This is a genomic window from Nonomuraea sp. NPDC050451 (assembly GCF_044458585.1).
This window is the reverse complement of record NZ_JBITHZ010000059.1, coordinates 19,259-35,536: the sequence shown is the minus strand read 5'-3', so window position 1 is coordinate 35,536 and position 16,278 is coordinate 19,259. Positions and strand designations below refer to the sequence as shown.

Here is a 16,278-nt window from a genome sequence, read left to right as displayed (position 1 = left end):
ACTCCACATAGCTCAACAAACACCCCTAATAGGATGAATCTCGGGCAATAGGGACAGGTCTGGCTCGGCTCCTCGACGCCGTGTGGTTGGCTTGTCGGGTGGAAGCGTGCGTGTTCGACCTCGATGGCGTGCTGGTGGACTCCGAGCCCGTGTGGGAGGAGGTGCGCCGGGCGTTCGTCGCCGAACACGGCGGCACCTGGCAGCCCGACACGCAGTCCAGGCTCATGGGCATGAGCACCGGGGAGTGGGCCGCGTACCTGCACTCGCTGGGGGTGTCGCTGCCTCCCGACGAGATCGCGCGGGGCGTGGTGGACCAGATGGCCGCCCGCTACCGCGACGGGGTGCCGCTGATGCCGGGGGCGGTGGAGACGGTGCGGCGGTTGTCCGACGCCGTCACGCTGGGGCTGGCCAGCTCGTCCCCGCGCAGACTGATCGACGTGGTGCTGGACGCGGCCGAGCTCAAGGAGTGCTTCGCGGCCACGGTCTCCACCGAGGAGGTCGACCGCGGCAAGCCGGCGCCCGACGGCTACCTCGAGGCCGCCCGGCGGATCGGGGCGGACCCGCGCAAGTGCGTGGCGGTGGAGGACTCGAGCAATGGGCTGCGTTCGGCGCACGCGGCGGGCATGCGCGTGATCGCCGTGCCGCACCCGCACTACCCGCCCGCTCCCGACGCGCTGGCCCTGGCCTGGCGCGTCCTGCCCGGCCTCGACGAGCTGACCTCCGATCTGCTGCTCGTTTGACCGCACCGCCGGGTCGCTCTCGTGAATGCCAAGGTCGGGTGGCTATGCTTACGGAATCGTGCGAGACATCACGGTTTTCAGCGGTAGCGCCCATCCTGAGCTGGCCGAAGAGATCTGCAGGCATCTGGGTACGCCACTCCACCCGGTACGCATCGAGCGCTTCGCCAACGATGTCCTCGAAGTACAGCTCCAGGCCAACTGCCGTGAACGCGACGTGTTCCTCATCCAGCCGCTCGTGCCGCCCGTACAGGAGCATCTGGTCGAGCTGCTGCTGATGCTGGACGCGGCGCGGGGCGCGTCCGCGGCGAGGACCACTGTGGTTCTTCCGCATTACGCCTATGCGCGGTCGGACAAGAAGGACGCCCCGCGCATCTCGATCGGCGCGCGGCTGGTCGCCGACCTGATGGTGTCCGCGGGCGCCAGCCGGGTGCTGGCGATGACGCTGCACTCGCCGCAGGTGCACGGCTTCTTCAGCGTCCCCGTCGACCACCTGCACGCGCTGCGCGAGCTGGCCGCGCACTTCCGCCGGTACGACCTGTCGAACACGGTCGTCGTCTCCCCCGACCTCGGCAACGCCAAGGAGGCCGCCCACTTCGCGCGCCTGCTCGGCACCGGGGTCGCCATGGGCGCCAAGCAGCGCTTCAGCGACGACCGCGTGGTGATCAGCTCCGTGATCGGCGACGTCACGGGCAAGGACGTGATCATCCTGGACGACGAGATCGCCAAGGGCAGCACGGTCATCGAACTGCTCGACCGGCTGCGCGAGCAGGGGGCCCGCTCGGTGCGGGTGGCCTGCACGCACGGGCTGTTCGCGGGCGGGGCCGTGGAGCGGCTGAGCGCGCTGCCGGAGGTCGAGGAGATCGTCTGCACCAACACCGTGCCGTCGCCCAAGCCCAGCGACAAGCTCACGGTGCTGTCGATCGCGCCCGCGCTGGCCGAGGCCATGCGCCGCATCCACGACGGGGAGTCGGTGAGCGCGCTGTTCAACGCGTTGTGACGACCTGACCGGAGCCGCGTAGACCCGCTGTGATCTGCGCGGCTTTCCCACCCGGCGGTTTATCGATCATAGTTGCCAGTATGCACGCGGCGACCGAACGACTGCTGAGCGACTTTCTCCGGGGCGTCGAACCGGCCGTGCCTTTGGTCGCCTTATGGGCACACGGTTCGCTCGCCACCGATGACTACCAGCCCGGCCGCAGCGACCTGGATCTGATCGCGGTCGTCGACACGCCGGTGACGATGGAGCAGTGGCGCCGGATCAAGGCCGCCCACCGGGCGCTCGACGGGCCGCTGGCCGCCCAGCTGCACTGCTCGTACATGGCCAGGCAGGAGCTGGCCGACCCCTCGGTCGAGCACGTGACCTGGGCGCACTCGCGCATCTTCCGCCGTCCCGTCGGCGCGGTCACCCGCCGCGAGCTGCACGAAGGGGCTCTGGAGCTGTACGGCCCGCCGCCCGCCGGGCTGCTGCCGCCGGTGTCGGACGAGGAGCTGACCGACTTCGTACGCGGCGACCTGCGCGACTACTGGCTCGTCAAGACGCGGGCCCGGCGGCGCTGGCTGCGTGACATCTGGGTGGACCTGGGCCTGCTCACGGTCGCCAGGGCCACGGTCACGCTGCGGGAAGGGCGGATGATCAGCAAGCGGGAGGCCCTCGACGTGCTCGCCGAGCTGGGGGCTCCGGAGAACGTGGTGGCCGACATCCGGGCGCGGAGGTACGGCACGGCGAGGCCGGTGCTGAGCCGGTTCAGGAGGGGCAGACTGGCCCGCGCGTTCGTCAGGTCCGCCATCAGGAAGGCCCTGACCTGAGGGTCGCCGTGAGCTTGGCCAGCGCCTGCGCGATCTGTTCCGGGGTCAGGCCGAGCGCCGAGCGCTGGTAGCCGTACACCTCGGGGGCCAGGGGCGCGAGCAGGACGTCCACCAGCGCGTCGGGATCCGGGGTGCGGGCCGCGACCAGGAGCGCGCGCACGTGCGCCCGCCAGAAGCCGTACGCGCCCGTCTCGAAGCGCGAGCGGCCCACTTCCGAGCCGAGGACCAGGTGCCGGTGGTCCTCCAGGAGGCGCACCATCGCGGCGTAGAAGGCGGCGAGCCGCTCGCCGGGCGGCGCTCCAGGGCCGAGCGGCGGGTCGCCGCGCAGCAGCCGCTCCTGCAGTGCCCGCTCGTGCTCGTCGAGGAGCGCGACGGCGATCGAGGCCCGGTCGGGGTAGCGGCGGTAGAGCGTGCCCCGGCCCACCCCGGCCTTCTTCGCGATGTCGTCCATCGTCACGTCCTGCGGGAGCCGCTCCGCGAAGAGCTGCGCGGCCGCCTCCAGGATGCGCGCGCGGTTCCGCGCGGCGTCGGCTCTCTCCATGCGTCCGATTGTATGTGGACATGGCGTCCGGTTATATTGAAGTGGACAGTGTGTCCGGTTAACGCCTTCAAGGAGAGATCATGCTGCTGCATCTGGACGCGAGCGCGCGCCGGGCGTCGTTCTCGCGCAGACTGTCCGCCGTGTACGCCGACACGTGGCGGGCGGCGCATCCCGATCGCCCGTACGCGTACCGGGACCTGGCCGCGCGGCCGGTGCCGCACATCGGCGAGGCGTGGACCGAGCTCTGCGACCACATCCTCGAACACGAGATAACCGACATTTCGAGATATCGGGAGGCGGTGCGGACGCCCGCCCAGCGGCAGGCGTGGGCCGTCGTGGAGCCGCTGCTCGACGAGGTGGTGGCGGCCGAGGTGATCCTGATCGGCACGCCGATGTACAACTACTCGATCCCCTCCTCGCTCAAGGCCTGGCTCGACCAGATCACGTTCCCGAAGATGTCGCTCGAAGGCCGGTCGTTCGTGGTGACGAGCGCGCGGGGCGGCGCGTACGGGCCGGGCACGCCGCGCGAGCCCTACGACCACCAGGAGCGCTACCTGCGCGACTTCTTCAAGGGGCACTTCAGGGTCGAGGACGTGACGTTCATCCACGCGGAGCTGGTCAACGCGCTGCTCGACCCGGCCCTGGCGCACCTGCGCGACAAGCACGAGGAGTCCCTGGCCGCGGCGCTCAAGGAGGCGGCCCGGTGAACTGGATCGTCCTGCTCCTCGCCGGCCTCGTGGAAGTGGCGTGGTCGCAGAGCATCAAGCCGACGCAGAACTTCACCCGGCCCGTGCCCACGCTCGTGTCCCTCGTCCTGATGGCCGCCGCCGTCTGGCTGCTGTCCCAGGCGATGAACACGCTGCCCGTCGGCACCGCGTACGCCGTCTTCACCGGCATCGGCGCGGTCGGCGCGATCACCCTGGGGATCGTGCTCAACGACGACCCCGTCTCGATCGGCAGGATGGCGGCGCTCGCCCTGATTGTCGGAGGGATAGTCTTGGCGCGAGTTACCACCTAAACCAGGGGAAGGGCGGCAAATGGGGGAAATCAGGCAGTCCTATCTGGTGGCCGCGACGTCGGCGGTGTCACTGCTGCGCGATCCCGCCGTGGCGGCGGCCTGGGACAAGCCGAGCGCGCTGACCGAGTTCAGCGTCGCGGGACTGGCGGGGCACCTGGCCCACCAGCTCGTCCGCGTACGTGACGTGCTCTCACCGGACGGGGCGGCCGGCGAGCCGATCGGGCTCCTGGAGCACTATTCGAGGTCGCCGTGGGTGCAGGCGGGGCTCGACCACGAGAGCAACGTGAGCGTCAGGCGCGGCGGCCAGGCCGCCGCCGCGGACGGGCCCGCGGCGCTGGTGGACCGGACGCAGGCGCTGCTCGACCTGCTGACCGCCGCCCTGTCCGCCGAGCCCGACGACCGGGTCGTGGGCCTGCCGTGGACGGGCTGGTCGCTGCGGCTCGACGACTTCCTGCTCACGCGACTCGTGGAGCTGGTCGTGCACTCGGACGACCTGGCGGCGAGCGTGGGCCTGGACACGCCGGAGCTGCCGTCCTCGATCATCGATCCCGTGGTCGAACTCCTGGCCCGGCTGGCCGTCCACCGGCACGGGGCCACGGCGGTCATCCGCACGCTCAGCCGCACCGAACGCGCCCCCGCCACCATCAGCGCCTTCTGACCCGCACCGGCCCGGCCGGCACCCCAGGACGGCTCGCGGACGCGGCCACCGTAGCGCCACACGCCCACCACCCTCGTGACACCGCACCGCCGGCCGAGGGCGCGCCGACAGGGCGGCCGACCGTCGCATCGGCGGGTGCCGACCGGGGCTCAGGGGCGGGCGGAGGGTGTCAGGAGGCGAATGAGCGTAGGGCCGTGACGACCTCGCGGCCCGAGAGGGCGCTGTCCGGGTCGAGGAGCCACTGCGACAGGAAGCCCGTCAGCAGCGCCTGGTAGAGCGTCCCCGCCAGCCGCTCACGCTCCGGATCGCTCCCCAGCTCCACCCCCTCGAACAGCTCGGCCAGCCCCAGCCGCGCCTCCCCGGTGGCCTGCACCAGTTGCTCGCGCACCTCCGGCAGGTGGTCGATCTGCCCCAGCAGCTCGAACTGGGTCAGCCACAGCGGCCGCAGGCGGGTGAACGACTCCACCACCCGGTCCCAGGCCGCCTCGAACCGCTCCAGCGGCGTGGCGCCCGGTTTGACGTCGGCCGTCAGGGTCGCCGCCAGGTCGTCGCCCCACTCCCGCATCGCCTCGAAGAGCGCCTCGTTCATCAGCGCCTCCTTCGACTTGAAGTGGTAACCGATGCCCGCCAGGCTCACCCCGGACGCGTTGGCGATGTCGCGCGCCGTCGTACGCGAATAGCCCTTCTCGATCAAGCATCGCTTGGCCCCGGCCAGCAGATCTTCCCTGTTTCCCATGCTCGGAGCCTAGCACAAATGTCTTGAAAATCCGTCCTAGACAAGCGTCTGAGACATGTGTACCGTCATGGCCATGACGAAGAGCATCCTCATCTCAGGCGCGAGCATCGCCGGCACCGCTACCGCGTACTGGCTCAGGCGGCACGGCTTCGACGTGACCGTGGTCGAGCGGGCCCCCGCGATCCGCGAGGGCGGCTACAAGGTGGACATCCGGGGCGCGGCCCTCAAGGTCATCGAGCGCATGGGCCTCATGGAGGCGGTCCGCGCGGCGAGCACGGACATGCGGATCGCCACCCACTACGACGCCAGGGGCAGGAAGGTCGCGACCATGGACGCCGACCTGTTCGGCGGGCGCACGGGCGACGACGCCGAGATCATGCGCGGCGACCTCAACGAGCTCCTGTACGACCTCACCCGCCACGACGTCGAGTACGTCTTCGGCGACTCCGTCACGGACATCGCGGAGGACGGCACGGTGACGTTCGAGCGCTCGGCGCCCCGCAGGTTCGACCTGGTCGTCGGGGCCGACGGCGCGCACTCCAACACCAGGAGGATCGCCTTCGGCGAGGAGTCCGAGTACGCCCGCGACCTCGGCTACTACATCTCCATCTGCACCGTCCCCAACACCCTGGGCCTGGACCGCGAGGAGGCCGTGCACGCGGCCCCCGGCCGGACCGCGAACGTCTACAGCACCCGCCAGGACACCCGCGCCAAGGCGCTGTTCATGTGGTCGTCCGAACCGCTGGCCTACGACCACCGCGACACCGAGGGCCAGAAGGAACTGCTGGTGAAGGCCATGGCGGGGGCCGGCTGGGAGGTGCCCGCGCTGCTGGAGTCCGTACGCGACGCCGAGGACTTCTACTTCGACTCGGTCACCCAGATCCACATGGACCGCTGGTTCAAGGGACGCGTCGTGCTGGTGGGCGACGCCGCGTACTGCGCCTCCCCGGCCTCCGGGCAGGGCACGAGCCTGGCGCTCGTGGGCGCGTACGTGCTGGCGGGCGAGCTGGCCAAGGGCGGCGGGGCGGAGGGCTACGAACGCGAGATGCGCGGGTTCGTCGAGGCCAACCAGGCGCTCGGGCCGGCCAACGTCAAGGGCATGGTGATCGGCTCGCCCGTGGCCATCTGGTTCCAGACCAGGATGATCAGGCTGCTCCCGCACCTGCCCGGCCGCGACCGGATGATCGACAGGATCGCGGGCCCCATCCACCGCGCCGCGAACGCCATCTCGCTCAAGAGCTACATGGAATGAAGCGTTCCGTTCTGCTATAGTAAGAGCAGAACGTTCCGTTCCGAAGAAAAGGGGTTCGCCATGACCATCCTCGTCACCGGAGCCACCGGGACCGTCGGCCGTCTCGTCGTCGAGGAGCTCCTCGCGGCCGGGCAGCACGTACGCGCCCTGAGCAGGAACCCCGAGAAGGCCGGACTTCCCGAGAGCGTCGAGGTCGTCGCCGGTGACCTCGCCCGGCCCGAGTCGCTGAAGGACGCCTTCGAGGGCGTCACCGGCGCGCACTTCATCAACTTCGCGGGCGACGACTACGCGCCCCTGCCGGACGGCGCCGCGATCGTGGAGCTGGCCGTCAAGGCGGGCGTGCGGCGGGTCACCGTGCTGGGAGGCCGCGAGGACGGCCCGCTCGAGCAGGCGCTGGCCGCGACCGACCTGGAGTGGACGCTGCTCCACCCGGTCGAGTTCATGTCCAACACGCTGCGCTGGTGGGCGCAGACGGTGAAGACGGAAGGCGTCATCAAGGAGCCGTTCGGCGACCGGCTGAGCGCCCTCGTGCACGAGCGCGACATCGCCGCCGTGGCCGCGACGGTGCTGGCCGAGGGCGGCCACGGCGGCCGGACGTACGTGCTGACGGGTCCCGAGGCGATCACGCTCAGGCAGAAGGTCGAGATCCTGGGGACGTCGATCGGCCGCCACGTCGAGTACGTGGAGCTGACCGTGGACGAGGCGCGGGCCAAGTGGGCCGCCGACGGCATGGGCGAGCAGACCATCGAGTTCCTCGTCCAGGCCCTGGGCAACACCCCGGAGGTCGGCTACACGGTGGTCCCGACCGTACGCGAGGTCACCGGCCGGGACGCGCGCAGCTTCGCTCAGTGGGCCTCGGAGAACGCCGACGCGTTCCGGGTGTGATCGGTGACCTCGGGATAGTCCTCGACCGGGGTCCGCTTACCGAGCAGGTGCCGGTCGAGGAAGCTGACCAGGTGAGCGCGGGTGATCCGCAGCGCCCGCGCGCCGTCCAGCTCCTGCGCGGGGAGGCCGAGCGCCGGCCTGAGCACGGCGTAGTCGACGAACGCCGAGTGGTCGGTCCCCGCCACCGTGATCCAGCGCTTCCAGCCCTTCAGATTGACCCAGGCCTTGTCCCAGGAGCCGTAGCCGGGCGCGTGCCCCGGCGCCCCGACCAGCATGAACGGCCGGTCGAGCGGCTCGTCCAGCGCGAACGTGCCGTCCAGGTTGACGCCGGCCTTGATCCGGGTGTCGGCCAGCATGGTCTGGGCGGTGGCGTACCCGCCCATGGAGTGGCCGGCCATGGCGATCCTCGACCGGTCGATCACCTTGCCCCACCGGCCCTTGACCAGCTCGCCGAGCACGAACCGCACGTCCTTGACCCGGCTGGCGGCCACCTTGACGTTGTCCTGGCCCTTCACGCAGGCCAGGCAGGTGGTGGTCCGGCCGTCGGGGAACGTGGTCGCGACCGACTCGTACGTGTGCTCCACCGCCGCCACCAGGTATCCCCTGCTCGCCAGCTCCTCGGCCAGCGAGGTCAGGGTGGCGCGCGGGAAGGAGAAGCCCGGCGACATGACGACCAGGGGCAACCTGCCCCCTCTCACGGGGGCGTCGAGCCTGGCGTACGTCCTGGTCTTCGTGAGCGCGTCCGGGGAGACGTCCGGGAAGCTCTTCAGGATGGCGGCCGACTCCTGGGGCGTCACGTACGGCGCGGGCCGCCCCACGGCCTTCCTGGCCGGATACCAGAGCGAGACCATCAGCTCGCGCCGGGACGCTTCGGGGTTCCAGGGGTCGGGGCGGCTCGAGTCCACCAGGTGCAGGCTGGTCGTGCCGACGGACCTGGGCCCGGTCGGCTTCGGAAGAGCGAGGTCGGCCGCCTGCGCCGGAGCGGCTCCGGCTCCGGCGAGGACGGCCAGTGACATCACGACTGTCGCAAGGGTTTTACGCATGGGCCCAGGCTGGTGCCGGGGACCGCCGACCCGGACGCCCCGATCGTCGATCGGCTCTTACTACTTTCGTCGTAATGTCCCTTTCCGGGTGGCCCATACGCTGTGAGGCATGCGGTTCGTGCTGCTCGGCGCAGGTGTGTTCGCGGCCTCGCTGTTCGTGGTGAAGGGGCAGGCCGGGGTGCCGTCGAGCCTGCCACTCCCGGTGCTCGCCGCGGTCGCCGCGGTCGCGGGCCTGGCCGCGTGGCAGGCGCGGCGGTCCTGGTGGCCGCTGGCCGCGGTGGGCGCCGTCGGCTACGTGTGGCTGGTGATGTGGCCGCCGCTGCTGGTGGCCTCCTACTTCGCGGGCCTGACCCTGAGCGGGCGGCGCCTGGCCGCCTACCTCGGCGGCTGCCTGGCCGTGTGCGGGGTCGCCGCGCTCGTGGGCGCGCAGCGGAGCGGCCCGTACGAGCTGATGACCGCCACCACGGGCAACGCCCTGTTCCTGGCGCTGGCCGTGATCGGGCTGCCGCTGGCGCTCGGCCTCCTGGTGCGCGCCCGCCGGGACGCGGCCGGGGAGCGCGCGGAACGCCGCGAGCACGAGCAGGTCATGCGGGCCGAGCAGGCCAGGGCGCAGGAGCGGGCCAGGATCGCCAGGGAGATGCACGACGTGGTCGCGCACCGGGTCTCGCTCATGGTGCTGCACGCGGGGGCGCTGGAGATGCGGGCAGCCGACGAGGAGACGGAACGGGCCGCCGCCCTGATCGGCGGGATCGGGCGGGAGGCGCTGGCGAACCTGCGCGACGTGCTGGGCGTTCTGCGGACACCCGAGAAGTCCGCGCTGCGGCCGCCGCCCACCCTGGAGGACCTCGACCGGCTGCTCGACCAGTCCCGCGCCCTGGGCATCGCGGTGACCAGGCACGACGAGGGCGCGGCGCGGCCGGTCGAGCCGGCCGTGGAGCGGACCGCGTACCGGGTGGTCCAGGAGGCGCTCACCAACGTGCACAAGCACGCGGGCGACGCCGCCACGGACGTGCTCATCCGTTACGGGCCCGAGGAGCTGGAGGTGGAGGTGCGCAACCGGGCGCCGGGGTCGCCGCCCACGGAGCTGCCCGGCGCGGGCTGGGGCCTGGTGGGGCTGCGGGAACGGGTGGAGCTGCTCGGCGGCACGCTCCGTACCAATGTCCAGGACGGCGGCGGCTTCCTCGTGAGCGCCAGGATCCCGGCATGATCAGGGTCCTCGTCGTGGACGACGAGGAGCTCGTCCGTTCGGGGCTGCGGCTGATCCTGGAGGCGGCGGGCGACATCGCGATCGCCGGCGAGGCCCGCGACGGCGCCGAGGCCGTCTCCGCCGTGCGGCGGCTGCGGCCCGAGGTCGTGCTGATGGACGTCCGCATGCCGGGCATGGACGGCCTGACCGCCGCCGCGCGGCTCCTGTCCGAGCCGGACGCGCCCAAGCTGATCATGCTGACCACGTTCGACCTGGACGAGTACGTGCACGAGGCGCTGCGCCTGGGCGCGGTCGGGTTCCTGCTCAAGGACACCCCGCCGAGAGAGCTGGCCGCCGCCGTCCGCACGGTCGCCGCCGGCCAGGCCATGCTCTCGCCCTCGGTCACCAGGCGCCTGATCGCCTCGTACGCCGACCGCGCCCCCTCCCGCGCCGAGGTGGCGCGCAGGCAGCTCGACCGGCTCACCGGGCGGGAGGAGGACGTGATCAGGGCTCTCGCCCGCGGCCTGTCCAACGCCGAGATCGGCCGCGAGCTACGCCTGACGGAGGCGACGGTGAAGGCGCACGTCAGCCGCGTGCTGGCCAAGCTGGGCCTGGCCAACCGCGTCCAGGCCGCCATCCTGGTCCACGACGCCGACCTGGGCTAACCGCCGACGGCGTCCGCGTAGTAGCAGGCCGCCTGGGCCTCGGGCACGGCCGGCAGGATGTCCAGCAGCTCCGAGCGGCACCTGGCGTCCACCCCCGCCTCGGCCGCCTTCCCGGAGGCGAGCACCTGGCAGCGGGCGTGGAAGCGGCACCCGCCCGGGATCCTGGTCGGGTCCGGCGGCTCGCCGGTCAGCACCACCCGCTCGGGAGACTCCGGCAGCACCGACATCAGGGCCTGCGTGTACGGGTGCCGCGGCGCGGTCAGCACCTGCTCCACCGGCCCCGACTCGACGATCCTGCCCAGGTACATGACCGCCACTCGGTCGGCGATGTTCCAGGCCAGACCCAGGTCGTGGGTGACGACCAGCGCCGACAGTCCCAGCTCGTCGCGCAGCCGCAGCATCAGGGCCAGGATCTCGCCGCGTACGGAGGCGTCCAGCGAGGCCACCGGCTCGTCGGCGACCAGCACCTTCGGGTTCAGCGCCAGCGCCCCGGCGATCACCACGCGCTGCCGCTGCCCGCCGGACAGCTCGTGCGGGTAGCGCAGGAAGAACCGGTCAGGCGGCCGCAGCCCCGCCCTGGACAGGGCCTCGGCCACGATCTCCCGCTCGTCCGGCAGGCCGTGGATGCGCGGCCCCTCGGCGACCGCCTCGTACACGGTGTGCCTGGGGTTGAGCGAGCCGGTCGGGTCCTGCAGGACGAGCTGCACCTGCCTGCGGTACGCCTTGAGCGCCTTGGAGCCGTAGTCCAGGGCGGCGCCGCCGTAGCGGACCTCGCCCGAGGTGGGGCGTTCGAGGCCGAGCAGCGTGCGCGCCAGCGTGGTCTTGCCGCAGCCCGACTCGCCGACCAGGGCCACGATCTCGCCCTCGCCGATGGCCAGGTTCACGCCGTCCACGGCCTTGGCGCGGCGGCCGCGCGAGGGGAACTCCACGCGCAGGTCGCGGGCCTCCAGCAGGCTCGGCCGGGCCGTCGAGACCGTCTCGGCGGTGGTCTGCGTCTCGGTCATGAGGCCCCCTCCTTCTCGCGTACGTGCACGCAAGCGGCGGTACGGCGCTCACCCGCGGGCCACAGCTCCACGTCCAGCGTGGCGCATTCGTCCAGCGCGACCGGGCAGCGCGGGTGGAACGAGCAGCCGCCCGGGAGCCGCATCGGGTCGGGCGGGTCGCCCCCGAGGCCCTTCGGCGCCAGCCGCGAGGCCGGGTCGCCCACCGTGGGGAACGCCGCCGCCAGCGCCCGGCTGTAGGGGTGCTTGGCGTCGTGGAACACCTCTGCGGACGGCCCGTACTCGACGACGCGGCCCGCGTACATGACCGCGAGCTGGCCGCACACGTCCGCCAGCACCGACAGGTCGTGCGAGATCATGATCAGCGAGATGTCGTGCTCGGCGACCAGCTCCTTGATCAGCGTCAGGACCTGGGCCTGCACCATCACGTCGAGCGCGGTGGTCGGCTCGTCGGCGATGATCAGCCGGGGCGAGCAGGCCAGCGCCATCGCGATCATCACACGTTGCCGCTGCCCGCCGGACAGCTCGTGCGGGTAGCTGCGGGCCCGCCAGGCGGGCAGGCCGACCTGTTCGAGCAGCTCGGCCACGCGCTTGCGGGCGGCCTCCGGCTTGGCCAGGCCGTGGACGAGCAGCGGCTCGGCGATCTGGTCGCCGATCCTGCGCACCGGGTTGAGCCCGTGCTGCGCGCCCTGGAACACGATCGAGGCCTCGGCCCACCGTACGGCGCGCATGCGGCCCCACTTCATGGTGAGCACGTCCTCGCCGTCGAGCAGGATCCGGCCTTCGACACGCGCGTCGCGGGGCAGAAGCCGCAACAGCGCCATGGCCAGTGTCGATTTGCCGGATCCCGACTCGCCGGCGACTCCGAGTGCCGCTCCGGAGTCGAGCTTCAGCGACACACCGCGTACGGCGGGCACCTCGCCCGAGGCGATGCGGTACGTCACCGACACATCGTCGAGTTCAAGCAAACTCATGCCGCCCTCCTGAGCCGCGGGTTCAGCACGGCCTCCAGCGCCCGCCCGACCAGTGTGAACGCCATGACGACGACCAGGATGGCGAGACCGGGGATGAGGATGTACCACCACGCGCCGTGCGTGGCCGCGCCGTAGTCGTAGGAGGAGCGCAACATGGTCCCCCATGACGTCTTGTTCGCGCTGGCGCCCAGGAAGGCCAGCGTGGACTCGGTGACGATCGCGCTGGCCACCTCCAGCGTGGTGCTGGCCAGCAGCAGCGGCGCCACGTTGGGGAGCACGTGCCGGGTGGTGATGTGCCAGTGCCCGCCGCCGAGCGCCTTCGACCGCTCGATGTACGGCCGGGCCTCGACGGCGAGCGTCTGCGCCCTGATCAGGCGGGCGGTGGACGGCCAGGAGGTGACCGCGATCGCCATGATCACCGTGAACGTGGTGCCGCCCAGGATGGCCGCCAGCACCAGCGCGGTCACCAGCGAGGGCAGCACCAGGAACCAGTCCGTGACCCGCATCAGCACGCCGCCGACCCACCCGCGGAAGTGTCCCGCGGCGATGCCGATGACCGTGCCGATGACGATGCTGAGCAGGGCGGCGAGGAAGCCGATGAGCAGCGACGTGCGCGAGCCCCACCAGACCATCAGCAGGATCGAGCGGCCGGACTCGTCGGTCCCGAAGGGGAAGTCCAGGCTCGGCGCGGCGAATTTGTCGCCAGTGGCATCGACGACGCTGGTCACGCCCTCGTCGATGAACAGCGGCGCGATCAGTGCGAGCACCACGGCTACGAGCAGGACCACCGTCCCGGCGACGCCTGCTCTGTGAGTGCGGAAATCGGCCCAGAACCGGCTCAGGGCGAGCCGCCTGCGGGCCGCGGCGACGCTGGTCATGCCGACCTCACTCTCGGGTCGAGCATGTGGTAGACCACGTCGGCCAGCGTGTTCATGAGGATCACGGCCACGGTGATCAGCAGGAACGTCCCTTGCATGAGGGTGAAGTCAGGCACCTTGATCGCGCGGTAGAACAGCTGCCCCAGGCCGGGCCAGGTGTAGATCGTCTCCACGGTGACCGCGCCGCCGACCACGAAGCCGATGCGCATGAACACCAGGGTCACCGTGGGCAGCAGGGCGTTGGGCACCGCGTGGCGCCGCCGGACCTCGTCGTCCCGGAGCCCCTTGGCCCTGGCCACGGTCACGTAGTCCTGGCTGACCTCCTCCAGCAGCGACGAGCGCATGATCAGCAGGTACTGGGCGTAGACCACGCCCACCAGGGTCAGGCACGGCAGGACCATGTGCGAGGCCACGTCCAGCACGTACGCGAAGCCGTCCGGCGCGTCCACGCTCTCGATGCCCCTGAACGGGAAGAGGCCGGGAATGGGCCCGATGCCGACGCCGAGCACCATCATCAGCAGCAGTCCCAGCCAGAACGTCGGCACCGACCAGAGCACCAGCGACACGCCGGTGGAGACGCGGTCGGACCTCGTGCCCGGCCGCCATCCGGCCCGCGTGCCCTGCCAGATCCCGAGGCTGACGGCGATGACGAGACCCGTGCCCGCGAGGAGCAACGTCGGGCCGATGCGCTCGCCGATCAGGTCCAGGACCGGGCGCTTGTACTCGTAGGAGGTGCCCAGGTCGAGCCTGAGCGTGTTGCCCACGAAGTCGAAGAACTGCTGGAGCACCGGCTTGTCCAGCCCGAGCCGGTGGCGTTCGAGGTTGAGCTGCTCCGGCGTCATGTTGCGGCCCTGCGCCAGGTTGCGCACCGGGTCGCCGGGCAGCAGCCGGAACACGAAGAACGTCCCGACGATCACCATGGCGATGCTGAACAGCGCCCCACCGGCCTTGGACAGCGCGTACTGCAGCGTGCCGCGGTGGGTGGGGCGCTCGTCACCAGGGCCCGCCGCCTGGACGGCGGGCTCTGCTGCTTCTAGCGGAGTGGTCATTCGCGCTCGTCGGCGACGCTCTTACGCCGCCTGCTCAGGAGGAAGCCCGCCAGTCCGATGACCACGACGCCGCCCACGATGCCGGCGATGAGGCCGGTGTTGGAGCCGCCGCCGCTGCCGCCGCCGCTCGCCGCCGCGGCCTTGACGTCCACGGTGTAGAACGGCCAGTAGCCGCTGCCGCCGTACAGGAGGCCCTTGTCCTCAGGAATCGGGGTGATGCTGGTGATCCGGTCCTTGCGGTAGCCCTCGAGGTCGTTCGGGTAGTAGATCGCGATTACCGGGGCCTCGGTGTAGAGCCGCTCCTCCATCTTCTTGATGGTCTCGGCGCGCTTGGGCCGGTCGAGCTCCTTCAGCTGCTCCTGGTAGAGCTTCTCGAAGGTCTCGTCGCAGAAGAACGACTCGGTGCCGCCGCCCTCGCCGCCCGGGGCCGGCCTGCGGCTGCACAGGTGCGTGGCCAGGACCTCCTCGGGGTCCGGGTTGACCGACCAGCCGCTGATCGCGATGTCGAAGAGACCGGTGACGCCCGTCTCCTCGGTGAACTTGCTGGAGTCGAGCTTCTTGGTGGTCAGCGTGATGCCGACCTCCTTGAAGAAGCCGGTCAGGTACTCGGCGAGCTTGTCCTCGACCGGGGTGTCGGTGTGGATGCTGAAGCGGAGCTCCAGCTTGCGCTTGCCGTCGGGCATCGTGCGGATGCCGTCGGAGCCCTTCTTGTAGCCGGCGTCGTCGAGGATCTTGTTGGCCTTGGCGGGGTCGTAGGTGACCTTCCCGTCGCCCGTGGCCTCCCAGAAGAAGTCCTTGTACATCGGCGGCACGATCGAGCCGTCGGCGGGCTTGGCCAGGCCGTTCTGGACCTCGTCGACCAGCTTCTGCTTGTCGATGGCGTAGTGCAGCGCCTGGCGGACCTTGACGTCCTTCAGGGCCGGGTGACCGTCACCGACGGGCTTGTTGTCGGTGGTGGTGGCGCCGTGGTTGATCTGCAGGTACGCCGCGCGGCGGCCCTGGGTGTTCCACGCCTCGATGTTCGGGTCGTTCTGGACGGCCTCGAACTCGGCCGGGGCCATGCGGCCGAGCAGGTCGATGTCGCCGTTCTTGAGGCCGGCGACGGCGGCCTGCGGGTTGTCGTAGAAGATGACCTGCAGCTCGTCGATCTTGGGCTTGCCCCGCCAGTAGTTGGGGTTGGCCTGCAGCTTGACGTACTGGTCCTTCTTGTGCTCGATCGCGATGTACGGGCCGCTGGTGACGGCCGGGTACTTCTCGGCGTCGTAGTTGGCCATGTCGGTGACCGACTCCCAGACATGCTTGGGCATGATCGGGATCGGGTTGTCCAGCATGGACGCCTGCGGCGACTTGAGCTTGATCGTCAGGTCCTGGCCGCTGGCGGTGACGCTCTCGAAGTTCTCGACCGCCGGGCCGTTGGCCGTCTTGGCGGCCTCGTCCGTCATGATCTTGTTGAACGTCCAGGCCGCGTCATCGGCCGTGATCGGCTTGCCGTCCGACCACTTGGCCGCACGGATCTTGAAGATCCACGTGAGCCCGTCGGGCGACGTGGTCCACGACTCGGCGAGGTCCGCGCTCGGCTGCAGCGTCTTGGAGTCGGGCACCGTGAGGAAGCCGTACATCCAGCGGTGGATCGACGTCGAGACCAGGCGGACCGCCAGGAACGGGTTCATCGAGTCCATCGACTGCGTGGCCCCGACGCGCAGTGTCTTCTTCCCCGCCGCGGGCTCCTGGGCATGGGCCGCTGTCGCGCCCTGACCCGCCACTAACAGCGCGACACCCAGCGCTGCCAGGCGCGCGATCCATTTGCTCATATGTGCCTCACCTTCAGGCGGGGGTTTTCCTGTGT

Annotated in this window: 18 protein-coding genes; 10 read left to right on the top strand and 8 right to left on the bottom strand. The window is 70.9% G+C overall.

Annotated elements, in window-relative coordinates; all coding sequences use genetic code 11:
• The first annotated feature begins 110 nt into the window (after nt 1-110).
• The 3 genes from ACIBI9_RS63825 to ACIBI9_RS63815 all read left to right on the top strand — a co-directional run bounded on the left by ACIBI9_RS63825 (nt 111) and on the right by ACIBI9_RS63815 (nt 2,546).
• Nucleotides 111-740 (top strand): HAD family hydrolase, encoded by a 630-nt coding sequence (locus tag ACIBI9_RS63825; protein ID WP_397238224.1) that lies wholly within the window; start codon nt 111-113, stop codon nt 738-740.
• Between the two features lie 58 nt (nt 741-798).
• On the top strand, nt 799-1,737 hold the full coding sequence (locus tag ACIBI9_RS63820) for a ribose-phosphate diphosphokinase (protein ID WP_397238222.1): 939 nt from the start codon (nt 799-801) through the stop codon (nt 1,735-1,737).
• Nucleotides 1,738-1,817: 80 nt separating this feature from the next.
• The gene (locus tag ACIBI9_RS63815; RefSeq protein ID WP_397238220.1) at nt 1,818-2,546 is read left to right on the top strand and encodes a nucleotidyltransferase domain-containing protein; all 729 of its coding nucleotides are present in this window, start codon (nt 1,818-1,820) and stop codon (nt 2,544-2,546) included.
• On the opposite strand, the gene ACIBI9_RS63810 is transcribed toward ACIBI9_RS63815, so the two are convergent.
• Nucleotides 2,527-3,087 carry a TetR/AcrR family transcriptional regulator gene (locus tag ACIBI9_RS63810; protein ID WP_397238219.1) on the bottom strand — a complete coding sequence of 187 codons (561 nt, stop codon included), beginning with the start codon at nt 3,085-3,087 and terminating at the stop codon, nt 2,527-2,529. The genes ACIBI9_RS63815 and ACIBI9_RS63810 overlap by 20 nt on opposite strands.
• 80 nt (nt 3,088-3,167) lie before the next feature.
• On the opposite strand from ACIBI9_RS63810, the gene ACIBI9_RS63805 reads away from it, so the two are divergent.
• The 3 genes from ACIBI9_RS63805 to ACIBI9_RS63795 are packed head-to-tail and all read left to right on the top strand — an operon-like array spanning nt 3,168 to nt 4,763.
• Nucleotides 3,168-3,794: an FMN-dependent NADH-azoreductase gene (locus ACIBI9_RS63805; RefSeq protein WP_397238217.1), complete on the top strand. Its 627-nt coding sequence runs from the start codon at nt 3,168-3,170 to the stop codon at nt 3,792-3,794.
• Nucleotides 3,791-4,105 (top strand): DMT family transporter, encoded by a 315-nt coding sequence (locus ACIBI9_RS63800; protein WP_397238215.1) that lies wholly within the window; start codon nt 3,791-3,793, stop codon nt 4,103-4,105. The genes ACIBI9_RS63805 and ACIBI9_RS63800 overlap by 4 nt, the downstream gene beginning before the upstream one ends.
• A gap of 19 nt (nt 4,106-4,124) precedes the next feature.
• On the top strand, nt 4,125-4,763 hold the full coding sequence (locus ACIBI9_RS63795) for a maleylpyruvate isomerase N-terminal domain-containing protein (RefSeq protein WP_397238213.1): 639 nt from the start codon (nt 4,125-4,127) through the stop codon (nt 4,761-4,763).
• Nucleotides 4,764-4,932: 169 nt separating this feature from the next.
• Here the strand turns inward: ACIBI9_RS63795 and ACIBI9_RS63790 are convergent, their stop codons facing one another.
• Nucleotides 4,933-5,499, bottom strand: a complete 567-nt coding sequence (locus ACIBI9_RS63790) for a TetR/AcrR family transcriptional regulator (protein WP_397238211.1) — start codon at nt 5,497-5,499, stop codon at nt 4,933-4,935.
• Nucleotides 5,500-5,572: 73 nt separating this feature from the next.
• Between ACIBI9_RS63790 and ACIBI9_RS63785 the strand changes: the two genes are divergently transcribed.
• Nucleotides 5,573-6,751 (top strand): FAD-dependent monooxygenase, encoded by a 1,179-nt coding sequence (locus ACIBI9_RS63785; RefSeq protein WP_397238209.1) that lies wholly within the window; start codon nt 5,573-5,575, stop codon nt 6,749-6,751.
• Between the two features lie 60 nt (nt 6,752-6,811).
• Nucleotides 6,812-7,636, top strand: coding sequence for an NmrA family NAD(P)-binding protein (locus ACIBI9_RS63780; RefSeq protein ID WP_397238207.1), 825 nt, complete (start codon nt 6,812-6,814; stop codon nt 7,634-7,636).
• Here the strand turns inward: ACIBI9_RS63780 and ACIBI9_RS63775 are convergent.
• A complete protein-coding gene (locus tag ACIBI9_RS63775; protein ID WP_397238205.1) occupies nt 7,597-8,679 on the bottom strand; it encodes an alpha/beta hydrolase family protein in 1,083 nt (360 codons plus the stop codon). The two genes, ACIBI9_RS63780 and ACIBI9_RS63775, sit on opposite strands and share 40 nt — an antisense overlap.
• 109 nt (nt 8,680-8,788) lie before the next feature.
• On the opposite strand from ACIBI9_RS63775, the gene ACIBI9_RS63770 reads away from it, so the two are divergent.
• Nucleotides 8,789-9,886: a sensor histidine kinase gene (locus tag ACIBI9_RS63770; RefSeq protein ID WP_397238203.1), complete on the top strand. Its 1,098-nt coding sequence runs from the start codon at nt 8,789-8,791 to the stop codon at nt 9,884-9,886.
• Entirely contained in the window at nt 9,883-10,530 is a 648-nt protein-coding gene (locus tag ACIBI9_RS63765) for a response regulator (RefSeq protein WP_397238201.1), read from the top strand. Before ACIBI9_RS63770 ends, ACIBI9_RS63765 begins: the two co-directional genes overlap by 4 nt.
• Here the strand turns inward: ACIBI9_RS63765 and ACIBI9_RS63760 are convergent.
• The 5 genes from ACIBI9_RS63760 to ACIBI9_RS63740 are packed head-to-tail and all read right to left on the bottom strand — an operon-like array spanning nt 10,527 to nt 16,243.
• Nucleotides 10,527-11,534, bottom strand: a complete 1,008-nt coding sequence (locus tag ACIBI9_RS63760) for an ABC transporter ATP-binding protein (protein WP_397238199.1) — start codon at nt 11,532-11,534, stop codon at nt 10,527-10,529. The two genes, ACIBI9_RS63765 and ACIBI9_RS63760, sit on opposite strands and share 4 nt — an antisense overlap.
• Entirely contained in the window at nt 11,531-12,505 is a 975-nt protein-coding gene (locus ACIBI9_RS63755; RefSeq protein ID WP_397238197.1) for an ABC transporter ATP-binding protein, read from the bottom strand. Before ACIBI9_RS63755 ends, ACIBI9_RS63760 begins: the two co-directional genes overlap by 4 nt.
• On the bottom strand, nt 12,502-13,383 hold the full coding sequence (locus ACIBI9_RS63750; protein WP_397238195.1) for an ABC transporter permease: 882 nt from the start codon (nt 13,381-13,383) through the stop codon (nt 12,502-12,504). The genes ACIBI9_RS63755 and ACIBI9_RS63750 overlap by 4 nt, the downstream gene beginning before the upstream one ends.
• Nucleotides 13,380-14,432 carry an ABC transporter permease gene (locus ACIBI9_RS63745; protein ID WP_397238193.1) on the bottom strand — a complete coding sequence of 351 codons (1,053 nt, stop codon included), beginning with the start codon at nt 14,430-14,432 and terminating at the stop codon, nt 13,380-13,382. Before ACIBI9_RS63745 ends, ACIBI9_RS63750 begins: the two co-directional genes overlap by 4 nt.
• Entirely contained in the window at nt 14,429-16,243 is a 1,815-nt protein-coding gene (locus ACIBI9_RS63740) for an ABC transporter substrate-binding protein (RefSeq protein WP_397238191.1), read from the bottom strand. The genes ACIBI9_RS63745 and ACIBI9_RS63740 overlap by 4 nt, the downstream gene beginning before the upstream one ends.
• Nucleotides 16,244-16,278: the final 35 nt, after the last annotated feature.